We start from the raw sequence: 17,355 nt of genomic DNA, 5'->3' as shown, positions 1-17,355 counted from the left end.
TCAAAGGGGAGTTACTCATGAATTTAACGATAAAAAAATGGAGACACCAATCATGCGAGCACTAAAACAACTCGTTCGGTTTGGTTGGGAGCAGGCCCTATCCTGCTTGTTTCCTGCCGTTATTTTTGCCTCTTTGGCTATTACAAAATTCATTCCGCTTCCCTTTCTGCCGCGGTATGACTGGCTCCTCATCATCTGCCTTCTGATGCAGTGGTGGATGGTGCGTTCCGGGCTTGAAACACGGGATGAACTAAAGGTCATCACCTTGTTCCACCTTATTGGTCTTGCTCTTGAACTTTTCAAGGTACATATGGGCTCCTGGACTTATCCAGAGGAAGGATATTTTAAGATTTTTGGAGTGCCTCTGTATAGCGGATTCATGTACGCAAGTGTAGCGAGTTATCTTTGCCAGGCGTGGAGGAGGTTAAAGGTTGAACTGGTCAAGTGGCCGCCGTTTTTGGTCGTTGTATCTCTTGCAGCTGCGATTTATTTGAATTTTTTCACCCACCATTATTGGATTGATGTTCGTTGGTGGTTATCTGGACTAGTCATCATCGTCTTTTGGCGGTCATGGGTCACATATGAGGTTGGTGGAACTCGGTATCGTATGCCAATCGCACTTTCTTTTGTACTCATCGGATTTTTTATTTGGATAGCCGAAAATATCGCAACGTTCTTTGGAGCATGGGAATATCCAAACCAAACCGATGCATGGAGTCTCGTTCATCTAGGAAAGGTAAGCTCATGGCTCTTATTAGTGATCGTCAGCTTTCTTATAGTAGCGACGCTAAAGCTGGTTAAGGGGAAAGATTCCGCTGTGATGGATGCGGGTTCAATTTTTATAAAATGACTTCACACAAGAAAATAAATAAGTAAAGACGACACATTAATGGCTATATCTAAATTGTGTCGTCTTTGTTTTTCTATGCTTAAATATTATTCCTATGAAACAAGTTTTAATCCCACTGCCGCGCCAAGGACCATGGCTATAAAAACGACCCTTCGCCAATCTTTGGATTCCCCATATAATAGCATCCCGATTATCGCTCCGCCTGAAGCGCCGATTCCTGTCCAGATAGCGTAAGCCGTCCCCATCGGCAAGGTTTTCATGGCATAAGCAAGAAATAGGAAACTTGCTCCAAATCCGATGAATAACAGCAGCAAGGATTGCCAATTACGGTCCCTGTGCAATTTATTTATCATCGCAACCCCAAACATTTCAAATAGCCCCGCTAAGATTAAAGAGACCCAAGCCATTATGATTCATCCCCTTTCTCAGCCTTATCATCAGTCACTAGCTTCAAGCCGATCACCCCTGATAATAAGAGGAGGATCAATAGCGTTTTGCTCAGCTTGAAGGATTCTCCAAAGAAAATGATTTCGGAAAAAACGGTACCGGCTGTCCCCATACCGACAAAAACGGCATATACCGTTCCGACAGGAAGCTTCCTGCCAGCCATTATCATCAAGTAAAAACTGATGATGATCGAAATGACCGTTCCAGACCAAGTCCAAAAGTCATCTGCATGTTTTAAGCCAATCACCCAAAATACTTCAAAAAAAGCTGCAATGAATACTTTAATCCAGTTTGTGCTCATGAAATATCGCACCTCCAATTTTATTCTTTACCAAAAAAACAAAAAAAGCCCAAGAGATAACTGTTAAACAGTTTCTCCCAGGCTTTTATCCTTCCGTGACACAGCATGCTTGCTGTGAGTTTTCTCTCGGACCAGACCAGCAATAAGACGCGCTGCGGAACCCTAGAAAACCTTTGACATATGCAATTACCTTTCATTATACATACTTTTTGAACTTACTCAAGGTAAAAGTTTTGGCAAGACCATGCCCATTTTAGCCTAATATCCGCAAATGTCCCGTAACGTTTGCAGCAGAGATGACTTAATATATCCCAAGGTTTTTAGTTAAATTGAACATTGGGAAAAGAGGACAAATCATGACTGCTGAATATAACATCAGAAAAAATGCACTTCATCTTTCTGAAAAGGAAAAAAGGAAATATATCAATGCTGTTTTGGTCTTAAAGGAAAAAGGGATATATGATCGGTACGTAGCGTGGCATGCTGCTGCAGGGAGATTTCAAACCCCTCCCGTTAAGCTCCCGAAAGCAGGGAACGCTCCATCAGCATCGACCCGCAGTCATAATGATCAAGGGGAGCGGACCGGGGCTGACAATGACAATATCCATGGAAGCCATGGTGATCAGCGAAATGCAGCTCATAGAGGGCCGGCTTTCTTACCTTGGCATCGCTATTTCCTTTGGCTGTTCGAACGCGATCTTCAATCCGTTGACCCCAGTGTGACCATTCCCTACTGGGATTGGGCAGCGGATTCAGAATTGGATGATCCAGCTTCATCCCCAATCTGGGATAGCGATTTCATGGGCGGAAACGGGAATAAAAGGAAAAACAACCTTGTCGATTCAGGACCTTTTGCCGCTGGGCGCTGGGAAGTTCTTGATGAGGAGGGGAAACCTTCAGGGGGATTGAAACGGAACTTCAGATCAAGTGAACAAGTTGCAAACCTGCCGAAGAAACAAGACGTTCAAAACGTATTGAAAGTCACTACTTACGATGCACCACCGTGGAATTCCGCAAGCAATCCAAGTTTCCGAAATCAGCTTGAAGGATTTGTCGATGGACCGGCCCTTCATAATCTAGTGCATGGGTGGGTCGGGGGACATATGGGTTCTGTACCTGTTTCACCTAACGATCCAGTCTTCTTTTTACACCATGCCAATGTCGATCGGATATGGGCGATGTGGAAAATCCTGCATCGGGAGGAGAAATATCTCCCAAGAAGAGGGGGACCCTTCAGCCATAACTTGAATGATCCGATGTTTCCGTGGGATATAACCCCCAAGGAGATGATCAATCATAGGAAATTGGGCTATATATACGATATGGAAAGGAAGATGGTGAAGGGAGAACACCATTGAATGAAGGTCAACAAGGCGCAGTGTGAAGCACTGCGTCAATTTGTCGATAAAATTACTATTCGTAATAAAACAGATGTAATGACAGAACAAGATGTAGAGAGAATCTTTGATAGGTTCTATACAGGAGATACAGCAAGAAATAAAAAAGGAACGGGACTAGGGTTATCCATTGCGCAAAGTTTAATGATAAAAATGGATGGTGAGCTTTTTGCCACTTTAAAAAATCATCAATTTATCATGACCTGTCAATGGAAAATAGAACGTAGTCAGTTTCTGTTTTCAGGTCGAAAAAGCCCCGAAATATTTATCCGGGGCTTTTTTGACTTGCTATTTAGGCACTCACTGTCCGTTTCCGGGATGAACCTTCTTTTTTATGTGATACATAGCTATGCAGGATCATTCCCATGATGACGATAAAGATACCGAACCACGATAACGGAGAAGGGATCGGTAAAGATAGGAATAGCAATTCGCCGGCTAGGGCAAAAAGGACCTCCATCGATTGTGTAGCTTCGACTGAAGCTAATTTCTGCATATTTCCACTTACCAAATCGGTCGCTTTGAAAAAAAGGACCGTGGCAATGACACCTGAAAATAGTGCGACCAAAAGGGATTGGAAACTCTGCATCTTCGTCGGCGCCCCTACTGTAAAGAAACCGTACAATGAAAGCAGGAACCAGAATGGCAGACTCGCCAAAGTCATTCCCAATACACGCTGGTAAGCATCCAAACGTCCTTCGGATACTTCCATCATTTTGCGATTTCCCAATGGATATGCAAACGAGGCGATGACGATTGGTATCACTCCCAACCAAAGATCGGCCATTGAAATGTGCTTGGTATGTTCCAGCTGCATCAGGATGATTCCTAGCAGGATGATCATGGACATGAGGAGACCTTTCACAGAAATCTTTCCTCTTTGCCTTTCGAGCCCATCTTTCGTTTGGACATTTTCAAAAAACAGCGGCGCAAGCAGCGCACCCGAAATGATCGTGATTTGCCAAGTGCCGGCGATCAGCCATCCAGGTGAGTAGGCGGATGCAAAGCATAAAGGAGCATAAAATAACCCAAAACCGACAAAACTCCAAAGCAGCCAAGGACCTGGTTTTTCTCTCATCACTCGTAAAAGGGGACGCAGATTTTTTCTGCTTAATACGATACAAAACAGAAAAGGCACCATAAAGAAATAACGCAGCGAAGCACTCCATATCCAACTGCCGCCAGACAACTCCATGGCCTGATTCAAAACAAACGTAAATGCAAAAAAGAAAGCAGAACAAATACCTAATATAATCGGACGCAATTGACTCACCTCAATCTGTTTTATGAGTCAGTAAGACTCTGGAAGGATGGCAATCGTTTCGGCTTTCTGGAAGATTTATCAGAAATATCTACTGTGTCAATTTTCGCAATATTATAAGCGATCAATTTAAATTGTCCTTCAAAAGCAAAAGAAAATCAACAGGATTCTTTTAGGCTAGCGAAATTCATTCTCTTATGATTCGACATGGAATGAAAGAATGCTTGTTGGAATTAAATGAAGATGTTTCCATTTTAATGTTTTAATTAACAAAATGTACCAACTTTGCAAGCGAAAAACGTTGTTATGACGCTTGTTTTGAAGGGATTACTAATAATTTATATAAAAATCATATAGATTCAGATAATATACGAAGATACGAGAATTGACGAATATGGTAGGTAGTGGTATCTTTATAGAAGTGCAAATAATGTCGAATGGTGACGAAATATATAGATGCAACATTCGCAAGAAAGTTAGTGGGGTAAATTAAATGAAATCTACAGGTATTGTACGTAAAGTTGACGAATTAGGACGGGTAGTCATTCCAATTGAACTACGTCGAACATTAGGAATTAATGAGAAAGACGCTCTGGAGATTTATGTAGAACAAGAGCGCATCATCCTTCAAAAATATAAACCAAATATGACTTGTCAGGTTACAGGTGAAGTTTCCGATGACAATATGAAACTTGTTGACGGTAAATTAATACTTAGCCCTGAAGGTGCCGAACTTCTAATTAAAGAAATTCAAGCCAGCATGGAAACTGCTAAATAATTAATATGCTAGATAAATAGCATCCAAGTGTAGGGAGGTTTTCCCTACACTTTTTTATATTAAATGGTGAAATAATAAAAATGATTCGATTCACGGACGAAACCAATTTTTTCATAAAGCTTCTGTGCTTTAACATTATCCTTACCTGTCTCCAGTGAAACCCCTTTGGCACCTGTTTCCCGTGCAAAAGTGATGGCCGCGTTCAATAACTCCTCGCCAAATCCCTTTTTGCGGGCGGACTCCCTCACGAATAAATCATTCAATACCCATGACCGCATCATACTGACAGATGAAAAAGAAGGATATAATTGTACAAAACCAATTGGATTTCCTTCATCAAAGGCCATAAAAACCACAGACTCCCCTTTTGTCAGCCTTTCTCTTAAAAACTCGCTTGCACGACCAGGATCAGAGGTTTGCTCATAAAACACTCTGTATAAATCAAAAAGTTCCGTCAGTGATTCCAGCTCATGTAATGTAGCCTTTTGTATGCTCATAAATGGACCTCCAATTTTAGAATACTCTAAATTTACCATTTAATTATGCTTTTCGACAAATTCTGGAACTCATTTTCCGGCCGAAAATCAGGATGGAGCTCAAAAAGCCACCATCCTGATTTTTTTCATCATGTAGAGGGCTTTTAAACCCAAGTTGATCAGTTAAACTCACGAGATATAAGCGTTACTCGTGAGTTTAGAGCAAATACTCGTAAGTTTGGGCAAAATACTCGTGAGTTTAGAGTAAAAACTCGTGAGTTTAGCCGATTTACTCGTGAATGATGCATTACAGGAATTGGCCCTTAAAATCACAAGCCAAACCTTCATTACCGCAGTGGTTTAGCTTCTAATCCGCCTGTGTTAAGGATATGTACCTTTACGTTTATATCATGTATAGAATCCTTATCTAAATAATCCTTAGGCTCTTTTATATGATTCTTTTGCCAGTATTTTGTTTCTTTGATATAAAGGATTTTGCCAAAGTTTAAAGGGTCTGCGTTCTTTTGGAGCCCTGTATTAAACGTTGTTTGGATTTCTTTTTTTATTTGACTTTCGAATTTGCGTTTTATTTTCTCGATATCGATTTGGGTATCAAGCCCCAGTATTTTGCCGGATACGTCAATTTCAATATCGAATTTGTACTTTCCATCCTTGAGAACAGGTTTTACTTTATGATCCGGATGGGAGAATGAGGCATAGATGTCTTGCTTATTCATTGTAATGTTCACTGGAGTTTTGTTGGTCCTTTTAGTGAGCCAGCGTACACCGCTCAGTTCCTTTTCAGAGAACCAGGGCTGGGTCACTTTATAGTAAATGACAAATGCACCATCCATATAGAGGCTTTTTCGATTTTTATCTTTTTCCTTCCAAACTTTATCGTTCCAGGAAATGGAGGGTAAAATGGTTGTATATGCTTTTTCTCGCTGGATAGAATAATACCTTTGGACCGTAATGGGTTGGATGAATGATCTAATCCGGTATACATCATCCGGAAAATATAAAGTCGTGTATAAAGGTGACAAATTAAAAAAACCGTTAATGGAGAAAAGCTGTTCCATGGAACTTTTTGTGGCAAAGATATTGGCTGAGTATCTGAGTAATTGGTTTCTGTATATATAATCCACTATTTCTGCGCTTTGCCGATTCAAAACATTTTCACTGATTACAAATGTGGATACATGTCCTATATAGAGAGACTGTTGAGTATTGCGCATTAGTTTATTAATGGCGATCGAAATGGACCGTCCTTTTTGTTTCCCTACGTATACGGGAGGTGCTTGCGTCGGCTTTGCCTCCGTTTTAGCTACCGCAGCGAAGTCTACAAGTTGCGTATAAACAATGTATTCCCCATCTTTGAAATCTATCCCGATGGCCGTTATATAATGAAAGTCCTGGATCGTTTTTTCATCCCAACAGCCTGAAAGTAATAGGATTAAATGTAGGGTCAACCAAATTTTACAGATGCGGAACATGCCTTACTGCCCCTTTCTCGTCTTATCATCAGCTGCCAAAGATCGCTTACTAATGGAATTCCATGGCCTCTTTATGAATGAATCCAGTATTTTTGTGAACCTAAGCGGGTTCATTCCGCCGATATATGAAACCCCGAATGAATCAAGCCTGGATAGTAAAGTGATAATGGAAAGGAAACCGATTATCAAGCCGTAGATTCCATAAATACAGCTTAGTAACAGCACAAACATTCGCAGAACGGTAACGGCACCTGTTAAAGACTGGTTTACAAGTGTATAAGATGCAACAGAGGTTACGGCAGTGACCACAAGCATGGTTTGTGAGGTCAGTCCTGCCCTAATCGCCGCATCACCGACAATTAGTCCTCCTACAACGGCAACTGTCTGCCCAACCGCTTTAGGTAACCTGACTCCGGATTCACGGAATAATTCAAATAAAATGAGCATGAGTATGAATTCCATCGTGGCAGATAAGGGAAGTCCCAGCCTTGAAAGGGTAATCGTGGCTAGTAACGGGAACGGCACCTGTTCAATATTGAAAGCGGAAATGGATATCCAAAACCCCGGCAATAAAACGGTAATGCCAAGCCCCATAAAGCGAAGAAGTCGCTCAAGGCTTACAAATAGAAAAGGAAGATTCGAATCTTCTGCGGTTTTTATTTGCAATAGTAAGGTAGAAGGGGCCACGATTATCGTTGGCATGCCGTCCACGATTAGAATGAATCTTCCTTGATTGAGTGCTTCGACTACAAAATCAGGGCGACTCGTATAATGAGTGAGTGGAAATATACTATATTTACTGTTAGTGATCAATTCCTCCAATTGTTGGCTGCTCACCAAAATATCAATATCAAGGGAGTTGATTTTCGATCTTACATTTTTAACAAGTTCTTTATTGATGATGTCATCCATGTACATTAGTGCGACTTTCGTTTGACTGCGCCTGCCAACGATAAAGTCTTCATAGGCAAGCGATTTGGTTTTTAGCCGCTTTCTGATTAAAGCTGTATTCATGGATAAATCTTCGACAAATCCATCTCTTGGCCCCCTTACCGAGACCTCAAAGGAAGACTCCTCAGGCTGCCGGTTCGGAACATTGGACAAATTTATTGAAAATAAAGCTTGGGTTGATGGTATGAATAATAAGGCATACCCAGAGAAAATCAGCTGTTGGACGTTATTGAATTCGCTATCAATGGTTACTTTCGTCAGATCTATCAAGGGTTTTAGCTTGTTGATTGCTTCTTCTTCATCGATTCTCTCGTCCAATTCCATCATCTTGTTTAACTTTTCCAAAATTCCCTCGTTCAATAAGCTGATATCGGCCATACCCGAGCAATAAAAAATAAGGACAGGAATGGGTCTTTCGGTTTCTCCGATATAAATCGTGTCAAACTTGATATCTGAACTTGAACTAAATAACTCGCGAAATGTCTCCTCCCTTAATTCAGGCAGGGGTGGCTCATTTTTGGATCGTTTCATTCTCATGTTTTTTATCCTCCTTCGAACTAATGAAAGTGCCGATAAACAAAAAGGCGGACAAAAGTAATAGGAAATAAAAAGCACCAGGGTAATAAAAAGTTTGGGTTACATGCAAAAACTTGAAATTACTGAATGGTACGATGGAGATGACGACCATAAGAAAGCCTACAGCAAAAAGAATTCCGACCTTCATTTTGTCCGTTTTCCTATTAAAGACTTCCGTTATTAAGAATAATGCCAGCGAAACACGGATATAGGCACCAGCAAGCCACTGATAAATCGAAAAGAAATCTGTATGTTCAATATATTTTCCAATAGTCAGCAATCGCCACTGTTCATAGGCAGGGTACCTCATGGCTTCGGCTAAGGTCGGTCCGAATTCAGCGAGTGCAGCTGTTAATGGGCCGAGAAGTAAAAACACTAAACCGAGACATATGAAAACCAATGCTTTCCGACTGATTTTATCAGAAAGCTTTTCCTGGAAAAAGGCGATTAAAATCAGTTCGGCAAGACCATAACCAGAATATTGCAGGGTCTTAACGCCATGAAAATAGCCATTCTCGAAAAGGGGAAGGAGGTGGCTATAGTCTTTAGTCGGCATATTTCCGGTCGCAACAAAAATGCCAAGAATGACGACAATGGGTAATAATACAGAAGAGCAAATGGCGATGGAGCGCATACCTGAATGGGCAAGGAAGATGCATAGCAGTGTAAACGGAATGATAATCGCCAGACTTGGGGTTTCAAAAAGAAAGCTTGTCGTGATCCAATCAATCGTTTCCTTTGTGGTGGCCAAAACAAGGCTGATCAGATAAATCACTATAAAGAATAAAGCGATATTTTTAATGTGTTTTCCAAATCTATATTCAAGCCAATCCGTCAGGGATTGATTATTCATATTCTTGATTATCCTCGATAATATGTAGACCCAAATCGGTATCAACCCAATCATAATGATAGAAAAAATCCAAGCATCCCTTCCACCGGTGGATAGGAGGAAAGGGATCAAAATAACGTGATTAAGAAGGCCGATTGATAAAAAGAAGATGCTAAGGGTTTGTATCGAACTGATTTTCTTCAAGATGATCCTATCCCCATTTCCGTTGTTTAAAGAGTGGATTGATGCACATGCCATTCTTTTGTTATGGTTGCTAAATGTGGAAATAGTATACGTGATAATGATTGGATTAATATTCCTGAGGATTAATGAAAGCATGAACAGGCTTGCAAAACAAAGAATTGCCGGTAAAAAGGATTTGTCTTAATCAATAAAGAATATAGAATATAGAATATGTACTGGATGCTATTTTTATTGAACATCAAGGGGGAATGAAGATGGATTTAAGATACCCGATTGGAAAGTTTCAGTTTGACGGGGAGATTACTAGTGGTGTAGCCGAGGGGTGGCTCAACGAGATCAATGCTTTGCCTCGGATGCTGCGGGAAGCGGTAGGTAACATGGATGATGAACAGCTTGATACGGCTTATCGTCCTGGAGGATGGACGGTACGCCAAGTGGTGCATCATGTTGCTGATAGTCATATGAATGCGTATATTCGCTTCAAATTGGCCCTTACGGAAGAAAGTCCGGTCATTAAACCATACGAAGAGGGGCAATGGGCAGAGCTGCCTGATTATGATTTGCCGATTGAAATTTCTCTATCACTAATCGAAGCTGTACATATCCGTTTGGGCAAACTTTTATCGGGTCTTCATGCATACGACCTGAGCCGAACATTCATCCATCCCGATTCAGGAGAGGTAACTGTCGGTGAAAATATAGGCATTTATGCATGGCACGGACGCCATCATCTGGCTCATATTACTTCTTTATCAAAGCGCCAGGGATGGTGAATATGACTGAGAAAGGTGTGATTACTGTGAACGCCGATGTGAAAATCGAAGAAATAACATCAATCGAATACCATCTTAATGAACTTTCCGACCTTTTGGTGCAGGTTGTGGATGATGGCGCATCCATAGGTTTTTTACCTCCCAAGGAACGGTCTGAGGCGATTGATTATTGGAGTAGTGCCATAAATCCTGATGTGATTCTGTTTGTCGCTAAGTTACAGGGTAAGATAGTCGGGAGTGTACAGTTGCATTTATGTTCAAAGCGGAACGGCAGCCATCGAGCGGAAATCGCAAAATTAATGACGCATACTGGTTATAGACGAAATGGAATAGGACGTTCACTCATGTTAGAGGCTGAGAAAAGGGTCAAGCAAGAGGGACGGACATTATTGGTCCTGGATACAAGGGAAGGAGATCCTTCTAACTCCCTGTATACATCATTGGGATATATTCAGGCAGGCAGGATTCCTGATTATGCGAAATCTGCAAATGGTGAATTACATCCGACCATTTTTTATTATAAAAATAAGATTGGGTAACGAATTAAAAGGGGTGAATCCAAGTGCAAGCTGTCATCGAAAAAGAAGGTAATGGGATTATCGCAAGATTCGATCGCCTGCTCAATCATTCGGTTGAAAAGGTATGGGGTGCTTTAACGGAGAATGATAAGGTTGAAAAGTGGATGTCCAACCTGGAGATGAAGGACCTTCGAAAAGACGGGACCATAAAATTCAATTTCAATGATGGGTCAGGGAAATCTTTTGATATGAAGATCAGGGACTTCCATGAATCTGCCGTTTTAGATTTTGAATGGGGAGACGGCTGGGTTCGTTTCGAGGTATCCCCTGAAAAGGATGGATGTTCATTAGTATTGAAAGAATCCATCACGCCAGTTAATGATCATACATCAAAGGATTTGGCAGGCTGGCATATATGCCTTGATATGTTTAGTGATTTACTTGATGGTAATCATCAGGACTTCCCGATGGATGAATGGGAAAAATGGCATAAGGAATATACGGCCGCCGTCAAACGAATTGATGGATGAATCGAATGCAGGTGGATACATTAGAAGGCCTTAAACCGAAGTGATGCTTCTGCCATATGGAGGAAGTTTTTTATTGATATTCCAGTTGGCTCCATGTTAAGATGACTTTAACTTTTAAGAAATGGAGGTTTTCCTTGTGACATTTATCAGACTGCGTTTCCAATCTTTGAACCGTTAATTGAATACGTTCAAGGGCTCTGCATGTCCGCAGGGTAAATGGGAATGGTCTGTCTATTTTTAAGGAAACCTTCATTTTACGCTTTTGTGAAAAAAAGAGACGATTTCAACCTCTTTTTTTGTGTCCAGCTGAAGCCGCGTTAACCTTTGTGATCAAAGGGTTACGCTTTGCCAGTTGACTTTAAAATAGAAGAATTATTAACGGGAGAAATACTTTACCTATCCAAGGAGGTCATAGTGTAAAGTGGTGGATTCCCCATTGTATTGACCAAACCGAAGGCCAGCGGGAAGATTATTTTTCCATCGTGAAAATAATCATCCTATCAGGTTTCTTTAGATAGGTTCTGATCCATTTACTCTAAACACAGGCAGATAGCCTGTGTTTTTTTTAGGGCATTAAGAAAAAAATATTGAAAATAGAATGAGGTGTTTAAGAGATGAAATCATTAAATGAACAAGTAAAGGACAATTGGAAAAAGAATATCACTCTTTTTCTAGGCAGTCAGACCATATCCCTCTTTGGTTCGTCCTTGGTTCAGTATGCCATCATGTGGTATATCACGTTGAATACACAGTCGGGTGTCATGATGACGATATCCATCGTTTGTGGTTTCGTGCCTACCTTTATACTCTCCCCAATCGCGGGGGTATGGGCAGACCGCTATAATCGGAAGATGCTGATCATTCTTTCGGATTCATTGATTGCCATTTCAACGCTGATATTAGCCATCTTGTTTTTAATCGGCTACGATGAGCTTTGGCTGCTTTTCGTCATGTCCGCTGTCCGGGCGATTGGAACCGGAATCCAGACTCCTGCGGTCGGGGCCATTCTTCCACAGCTTGTGCCAGAGGATAAGCTTACGAAGGTGAATGGGACAAATGGAAGCATTCAAGCGCTGGTTATGCTCGTTTCCCCCATGGTGAGCGGCGCGCTGCTTACGATGGCTTCAATCGAAACCATTTTCTTCATTGATGTGATTACAGCTGCAATTGCCATCTTCACTTTGCTGGCATTTTTGAAAATTCCAGCACATGCGAAGGCATTACAAAAGCAAACAACCAGCTATTTCACCGATTTGAAAGAAGGATTCAGTTATATCAGGAATCATGACTTTCTTAAGAAGTTCTTTATATTTTTCGCATTTTTCTTCGTGCTTGCCGCACCTGTTGCATTTCTTACACCGCTTCAGGTCACACGCTCTTTCGGGAATGATGTTTGGCGGTTGACTGCGATAGAGATCACTTTTGCCATCGGAATGATGCTAGGCGGGATTTTCATGGCTTCGTGGGGAGGCTTTAAAAACAAGATCCATACGATGACACTTGCGAGCCTGATAATTGGGGCCTGTACTTTCGCTCTTGGTATCATCCCCGTTTTCTGGATTTACTTGATCATCATGGGAGTAGTCGGATTGGCGATGCCCATCTTTAATACGCCGTCCATGGTCTTGTTACAGGAGAAAATCGAGGGTGATCTTCTTGGGAGGGTATTTGGTGTTTTAGGGATGATTTCGACTTCGATGATGCCTCTGGGAATGCTAGTATTCGGACCGATATCCGACATCATTAAAATTGAATGGCTGCTTATAGGAACTGGTTTATTGCTGTTCATTCAAGGTTTTTTCCTGCTGGGCAGCAAAGTGTTGATCGAAGCCGGAAAACCAATCTCGAAAAATGCCCCCGAGTAATGGTACACGGAATGCCATGTGAGATGAAAATCTGGAGCCAGAAGGGTATGGGATATTAGGCAGCACTCCAGTTATTTATCCTGTAACTCCATGAAAGTCATCATTAGATTTGCTAAGGAGGAAAAGATGGATTTTTTGGGAAAAGTATTTAATTGGATGGTAGTTATCGGAATGATTCTACTTATAGGACGACTGCTTACGATGGCGTTTTTATTTCTGGAAATTCCATTTACGACCTTTTTTAAGGACTACAGTCTCATTTCGATCATCATTTTAATAATAGGTGCAATTGGTCAGCAATTCACCAAGCCGGGTAAAAAGTAAAATGAGTTCACCTTTCCTTTTCATGAAAAGAATCAGCTTCGAATTCACTAGACCGAGATATTCTAATGTCGGTCTAGTTTTTTATTTAAAAAATGTTCCAGTTGATTTCAGAAATCCGCTCCCTTTCCGCCGACAGTCTGCCAAGCCTTCAAAGCATGCATTAGTGGGGTCCAGGCCTGTGGAAAGCGAGTGCCTGGAGGCAACGTTCACATTTTACAATGGGCTTTGTTTTTCGGGTCACGAATGCATTATTTATTCACATCATTTTCACTGACGTGCATTTCTTGTTTAATTTCATTCATCCTGTTTTTCCCCCACTCATACATCATTTCAACGATTGGCAGCAAGGTCATTCCAAGGTCAGTCATGGAATATTCGACTTTTGGAGGGATCTCGGGATATACCTCCCGATGGACGACGCCGTCTTCCATAAGTTCACGTAATTGATTCGTTAAGATCTTATGGGATATTTTTGGGAAAAGCCTTTGGAGATCACTGAATCGGTGTGGGCCTTCTACACCTAAATGCCATAGAATGACGATTTTCCATTTGCCGCTGAATATGGATAACGTAAGTTCTTTTTCGCAGTTATAATAGCCGTTTAAGATCTTTTCTTTGATTTCATCTCTTAATGTTTCTGACATGGACATTAGCTCCTTTTTAATTTTACCAGTAACCTTTAGGTAACCTCCGCACAAAAAAGTGCATTCTTCACAGCGCTGATTTCCAGCGTTACAATTTGAGTAGTCATCAGACAATTCAATTCAGGAGGCAATATATATGAGTAAAAAAGCATTACTAATTATACCACCGGAACGTTTTAATGAAGATGAATTATTTCAGCCGAAAGAAGTTTTGGAAAATACAGGAGTGGCAGTGACGGTAGCAAGTACGAAAACAGGTGAAATAACTGGAGACTATCTAGGCAAGGCGTTGGCAGAGGTGATCTTTTCTGAGGTATCAGCAAGTGATTATGATGCAGTTGCTGTAATTGGGGGATCGGGCACGAATGATCACCTATGGGGCAATCAAGAATTGCAAAGCTTTTTGAAACAAGCACATGAACAAAAAGTTCTTGTATCGGGAATTTGTGCAGGTTCTGTAACTGTAGCTAAAACGGGTTTACTTTCTGGCCGCAAAGCTGCTTGTTACCCAGTTGATGTTCAAATTGACGAATTGAAAGCCAATTCCGTTGAATATGCAAAACAGCATGTCGTTGCGCATGATGATATCATTACAGGTGATGGTCCGGATGGTGCAAAAGAATTCGGAGAAAGCTTAGCCGCAGCATTACGCTAAATCTCTTTTTACTGCTGACCTAATTTTCCCATGTGAAACCCTTGGATTCTATGTAATCCAAGGGTTTTTTGAATTTGAAAATGCGATAAGTTCTTTATGCCTACGTATTTATCCTTAATTGGCAATTGACAAGGTTTAATTAGGTATATAGTATGTTTATGTGGAAAAATAAAGTAAGTGATCGTAAATAAGGAAGGATCCATTTTGAGCATAAATTGAATCTTTGTTTTCACACAGGTAAGCGAGAGCATTTGCAGGTCAAATAAAAAGGGGAAATTATTAATGAGAAGTTCATCGATTGAAAAGAAAGAAAAAGTGAAGAGGAGGATATCACTCCGGATAAAATGGTTATTATTTATATGTACATCCGTTTTTCTCGCTATAGTCGTATCCGTTTCGATAATGGGGGTAAAAGTGACCTCCATTTTTAAAGAAGATAGTATATCCATCAACAAAAGCTCGGCCCAAAATGCGGCAGCACAAATCAATTTGAGCATGTCAACGTATGAAAATTCGCTAGAGCAATTATCACAGCTGGTTTCCAATCAAATCAAGAATGGTGATTCAATCAAGGATATCCAAAAAACGTTAGAGGCTTTTCAAAAGAACAATGAGGATTTAATTTCCGTTTATTATATGGATGGATCGGATGGTTCCTTGTATGCTTCGCCCCAAATGGATTTCAATCAGGATGCTAGGGAGACTAAGACTTATACGCAGCTGACTGAAAGACCAGAAACGAAATGGATGGATGTGTATAGAGATGGAGTTTCAGGGATGATCATGACTTCCGTTGTCACGCCCGTTTTATCGGACGGGAAAATGGCAGGAGCCCTTGGTTATGACATCGACCTTTCGACAATCGGGAAAATGAGGACAACCATCGAAAAAGAGTCTACTAGCAATCTGGTTATATTGGATTCACAAGGTTTTATCGTGAGTTCATTCATGCAGGGTATGGACGGGAAGAATATGAATCCTGAAAAAAGCGGCATGGAAGAAGGTGTGGAGGATTTCATGGCGGATTCTGACCGATTCAATTCAGAGTTCAAGTGGGTGGCCGACATGTATAACGGGGACGTCAAGGCGAATCAGGCCTTGACGTTGGATGGTGAAGATTATACAGGTGAATTGAGTACGGTCCCTGAAGTGAACTGGAAGGTTTTGGCGCTCACTCCAGAAAAAATACTGCAATCAAAGCTGGATGACATTAATAGAATCGTAGTGATATCAGGTGTTTTAGGTCTTCTATTCGGGACGGCATGTGCTCTTTATCTAGCAGGAAAGTTAACGAAGATCATGGCCGACTTCCAAAAAATCATAGAAAAGACAGCTAGTGGGGATTTAGTGTCCGAATTTGCCATTAAATCCAATGATGAGATTGGGGACTTAAGCAAAAGCTATAACTCGATGCTGGGGAAATTAAGAGGATTGGTTGAGAAGGTAAACGGAAATGCGGAATCGGTGACAAAGGCCAATTCCGGCTTAAGCCAAATAGCTGCTGAGAATAGTGCGGCCATTACTGATGTTTCACGCGCGATAGAAGAGATTGCAACGGGAGCATCGAATCAATCTGAACAAGTGGAGCATGGTGCGGGCACGATCCAGGTTCTTAGTGGAGAAATCGATGGGTTATCAAAAAAATCGAGGGAGACCCAAACCGTATTGGAGCTTGCATCTGAAAAAATAGAGTCAGGGAAACAACAGGTAAGTGGTTTGGAAACGTCGTACCATAAGCTAGAAATGGCTTTTGCTGCAGTCAACAGCATGAGCTTAAGACTTGTGGAAAAATCAAAAACCATTTCCGATGTCACGAATGCCATCTCGAAAATATCGGAACAAACCAATTTGTTATCTTTGAATGCATCCATAGAAGCGGCAAGGGCAGGTGAGTCCGGCAAAGGATTTGCTGTCGTGGCGAATGAAGTAAGGAGCTTGGCTGATGATTCAAAAGAAGCTACAAAAAACATTCAAGCCATCATCCAAAGCATTCTGTCAGATACAGAGGAATTGCTGAGGACGACCAATGAAACGAATCAAATCAGCAAGGATCAGAAAAATGCCGTGATCACGGTAAGTGAAGCCATGAAAGAGCTGGAGGATTCCGTCGGGAAAATATCCAATTCGATCCAGGAAGAAACACGATCAATTGAAAGCATCAATCAACAGAAAGAAACGGTTATTAAAGTAATAGAAGAAATCACCGCCGTATCTCAGCAAACGACTGCTTCATCAGAAGAAATTGCATCATCGATGGAGGAACAAGCAGCTTCATCCAATGAACTAGCTCAATATACACAGCAGCTAACACAGTTAATAAATGATTTGGAGCATACGCTTGGGGAATTCCAGATAAAGAATTAGAGGAATGGAAAACATAAGCGTTGCGAAAAGGGGAGGCCACTAAGTGGTTTCCCCTTTTTTGTTGTATTGCATTGACCCTGATTTCTGTGAACTGGGCATCTCTCTTTAGTGGACAA

General features: G+C 41.2%; 19 protein-coding genes and 1 riboswitch. Of the genes, 11 read left to right on the top strand and 8 right to left on the bottom strand.

Going from position 1 to position 17,355, the window contains the following annotated elements:
• The first annotated feature begins 52 nt into the window (after positions 1–52).
• Positions 53–850: a DUF817 domain-containing protein gene (locus ABC374_RS18845; protein WP_350299842.1), complete on the top strand. Its 798-nt coding sequence runs from the start codon at positions 53–55 to the stop codon at positions 848–850.
• Between the two features lie 92 nt (positions 851–942).
• On the opposite strand, the gene ABC374_RS18840 is transcribed toward ABC374_RS18845, so the two are convergent.
• Entirely contained in the window at positions 943–1,257 is a 315-nt protein-coding gene (locus ABC374_RS18840; protein ID WP_350299841.1) for a DMT family transporter, read from the bottom strand.
• Positions 1,257–1,598, bottom strand: a complete 342-nt coding sequence (locus ABC374_RS18835; protein WP_063232562.1) for a DMT family transporter — start codon at positions 1,596–1,598, stop codon at positions 1,257–1,259. The genes ABC374_RS18840 and ABC374_RS18835 overlap by 1 nt, the downstream gene beginning before the upstream one ends.
• 72 nt (positions 1,599–1,670) lie before the next feature.
• Positions 1,671–1,775: riboswitch (guanidine-I (ykkC/yxkD leader) on the bottom strand.
• Positions 1,776–1,954: 179 nt separating this feature from the next.
• Between ABC374_RS18835 and ABC374_RS18830 the strand changes: the two genes are divergently transcribed.
• Complete coding sequence (locus tag ABC374_RS18830) at positions 1,955–2,956, top strand: tyrosinase family protein (RefSeq protein ID WP_413019402.1); 1,002 nt, start codon at positions 1,955–1,957, stop codon at positions 2,954–2,956.
• A complete protein-coding gene (locus ABC374_RS18825) occupies positions 2,957–3,364 on the top strand; it encodes a sensor histidine kinase (protein ID WP_413019401.1) in 408 nt (135 codons plus the stop codon).
• Here the strand turns inward: ABC374_RS18825 and ABC374_RS18820 are convergent.
• Complete coding sequence (locus tag ABC374_RS18820) at positions 3,288–4,259, bottom strand: DMT family transporter (protein WP_350299834.1); 972 nt, start codon at positions 4,257–4,259, stop codon at positions 3,288–3,290. The genes ABC374_RS18825 and ABC374_RS18820 overlap by 77 nt on opposite strands.
• Before the next feature lie 490 nt (positions 4,260–4,749).
• Between ABC374_RS18820 and abrB the strand changes: the two genes are divergently transcribed.
• Positions 4,750–5,034, top strand: coding sequence for a transition state genes transcriptional regulator AbrB (abrB, locus tag ABC374_RS18815; protein ID WP_350299833.1), 285 nt, complete (start codon positions 4,750–4,752; stop codon positions 5,032–5,034).
• Positions 5,035–5,093: 59 nt separating this feature from the next.
• Here the strand turns inward: abrB and ABC374_RS18810 are convergent, their stop codons facing one another.
• The 4 genes from ABC374_RS18810 to ABC374_RS18795 form a co-directional block, all read right to left on the bottom strand.
• Entirely contained in the window at positions 5,094–5,531 is a 438-nt protein-coding gene (locus ABC374_RS18810; RefSeq protein WP_350299832.1) for a GNAT family N-acetyltransferase, read from the bottom strand.
• 326 nt (positions 5,532–5,857) lie between these two features.
• On the bottom strand, positions 5,858–7,003 hold the full coding sequence (locus ABC374_RS18805; protein ID WP_350299830.1) for a Ger(x)C family spore germination protein: 1,146 nt from the start codon (positions 7,001–7,003) through the stop codon (positions 5,858–5,860).
• Between the two features lie 3 nt (positions 7,004–7,006).
• Entirely contained in the window at positions 7,007–8,491 is a 1,485-nt protein-coding gene (locus ABC374_RS18800) for a spore germination protein (RefSeq protein WP_350299829.1), read from the bottom strand.
• Positions 8,466–9,566, bottom strand: a complete 1,101-nt coding sequence (locus ABC374_RS18795) for a GerAB/ArcD/ProY family transporter (RefSeq protein ID WP_413019400.1) — start codon at positions 9,564–9,566, stop codon at positions 8,466–8,468. Before ABC374_RS18795 ends, ABC374_RS18800 begins: the two co-directional genes overlap by 26 nt.
• A 254-nt stretch (positions 9,567–9,820) precedes the next feature.
• Here ABC374_RS18795 and ABC374_RS18790 point away from each other — a divergent pair, with 254 nt between their 5' ends.
• From ABC374_RS18790 to ABC374_RS18770, 5 genes are all read left to right on the top strand, one after another.
• Positions 9,821–10,339 (top strand): YfiT family bacillithiol transferase, encoded by a 519-nt coding sequence (locus tag ABC374_RS18790; protein WP_413019399.1) that lies wholly within the window; start codon positions 9,821–9,823, stop codon positions 10,337–10,339.
• Positions 10,340–10,341: 2 nt separating this feature from the next.
• Positions 10,342–10,878, top strand: coding sequence for a GNAT family N-acetyltransferase (locus ABC374_RS18785; RefSeq protein ID WP_413019398.1), 537 nt, complete (start codon positions 10,342–10,344; stop codon positions 10,876–10,878).
• A 23-nt stretch (positions 10,879–10,901) separates the two neighbouring features.
• Positions 10,902–11,387, top strand: a complete 486-nt coding sequence (locus ABC374_RS18780) for an SRPBCC family protein (RefSeq protein ID WP_413019397.1) — start codon at positions 10,902–10,904, stop codon at positions 11,385–11,387.
• Between the two features lie 614 nt (positions 11,388–12,001).
• Positions 12,002–13,252 (top strand): MFS transporter, encoded by a 1,251-nt coding sequence (locus tag ABC374_RS18775; RefSeq protein WP_413019396.1) that lies wholly within the window; start codon positions 12,002–12,004, stop codon positions 13,250–13,252.
• 126 nt (positions 13,253–13,378) lie between these two features.
• Positions 13,379–13,576 (top strand): hypothetical protein, encoded by a 198-nt coding sequence (locus tag ABC374_RS18770; protein WP_350299823.1) that lies wholly within the window; start codon positions 13,379–13,381, stop codon positions 13,574–13,576.
• A gap of 248 nt (positions 13,577–13,824) precedes the next feature.
• On the opposite strand, the gene ABC374_RS18765 is transcribed toward ABC374_RS18770, so the two are convergent.
• The gene (locus ABC374_RS18765) at positions 13,825–14,220 is read right to left on the bottom strand and encodes a winged helix-turn-helix transcriptional regulator (protein WP_350299822.1); all 396 of its coding nucleotides are present in this window, start codon (positions 14,218–14,220) and stop codon (positions 13,825–13,827) included.
• A 136-nt stretch (positions 14,221–14,356) separates the two neighbouring features.
• Here ABC374_RS18765 and ABC374_RS18760 point away from each other — a divergent pair, with 136 nt between their 5' ends.
• Both ABC374_RS18760 and ABC374_RS18755 read left to right on the top strand, forming a co-directional pair.
• A complete protein-coding gene (locus tag ABC374_RS18760; RefSeq protein WP_413019395.1) occupies positions 14,357–14,875 on the top strand; it encodes a DJ-1/PfpI family protein in 519 nt (172 codons plus the stop codon).
• Positions 14,876–15,157: 282 nt separating this feature from the next.
• On the top strand, positions 15,158–17,239 hold the full coding sequence (locus tag ABC374_RS18755; RefSeq protein ID WP_413019394.1) for a methyl-accepting chemotaxis protein: 2,082 nt from the start codon (positions 15,158–15,160) through the stop codon (positions 17,237–17,239).
• Positions 17,240–17,355: the final 116 nt, after the last annotated feature.

Origin of the sequence: Peribacillus phoenicis (genome assembly GCF_047238085.1) — a bacterium.
Lineage (GTDB): Bacteria > Bacillota > Bacilli > Bacillales > DSM-1321 > Peribacillus.
The sequence above is the reverse complement of the archived record's forward strand: the minus strand, read 5'-3'. Positions and strand labels throughout refer to the sequence as shown.

Coding starts and splice junctions, on each gene's coding strand:
- ABC374_RS18845 (WP_350299842.1), top strand. CDS start 53: ATGCGAGCACTAAAACAACTCGTTCGGTTTGGTTGGGAGCAGGCCCTA.
- ABC374_RS18840 (WP_350299841.1), bottom strand. CDS start 1,257: ATGGCTTGGGTCTCTTTAATCTTAGCGGGGCTATTTGAAATGTTTGGG.
- ABC374_RS18835 (WP_063232562.1), bottom strand. CDS start 1,598: ATGAGCACAAACTGGATTAAAGTATTCATTGCAGCTTTTTTTGAAGTA.
- ABC374_RS18830 (WP_413019402.1), top strand. CDS start 1,955: ATGACTGCTGAATATAACATCAGAAAAAATGCACTTCATCTTTCTGAA.
- ABC374_RS18825 (WP_413019401.1), top strand. CDS start 2,957: ATGAAGGTCAACAAGGCGCAGTGTGAAGCACTGCGTCAATTTGTCGAT.
- abrB (WP_350299833.1), top strand. CDS start 4,750: ATGAAATCTACAGGTATTGTACGTAAAGTTGACGAATTAGGACGGGTA.
- ABC374_RS18810 (WP_350299832.1), bottom strand. CDS start 5,531: ATGAGCATACAAAAGGCTACATTACATGAGCTGGAATCACTGACGGAA.
- ABC374_RS18805 (WP_350299830.1), bottom strand. CDS start 7,003: ATGTTCCGCATCTGTAAAATTTGGTTGACCCTACATTTAATCCTATTA.
- ABC374_RS18800 (WP_350299829.1), bottom strand. CDS start 8,491: ATGAGAATGAAACGATCCAAAAATGAGCCACCCCTGCCTGAATTAAGG.
- ABC374_RS18790 (WP_413019399.1), top strand. CDS start 9,821: ATGGATTTAAGATACCCGATTGGAAAGTTTCAGTTTGACGGGGAGATT.
- ABC374_RS18785 (WP_413019398.1), top strand. CDS start 10,342: ATGACTGAGAAAGGTGTGATTACTGTGAACGCCGATGTGAAAATCGAA.
- ABC374_RS18775 (WP_413019396.1), top strand. CDS start 12,002: ATGAAATCATTAAATGAACAAGTAAAGGACAATTGGAAAAAGAATATC.
- ABC374_RS18770 (WP_350299823.1), top strand. CDS start 13,379: ATGGATTTTTTGGGAAAAGTATTTAATTGGATGGTAGTTATCGGAATG.
- ABC374_RS18765 (WP_350299822.1), bottom strand. CDS start 14,220: ATGTCAGAAACATTAAGAGATGAAATCAAAGAAAAGATCTTAAACGGC.
- ABC374_RS18760 (WP_413019395.1), top strand. CDS start 14,357: ATGAGTAAAAAAGCATTACTAATTATACCACCGGAACGTTTTAATGAA.
- ABC374_RS18755 (WP_413019394.1), top strand. CDS start 15,158: ATGAGAAGTTCATCGATTGAAAAGAAAGAAAAAGTGAAGAGGAGGATA.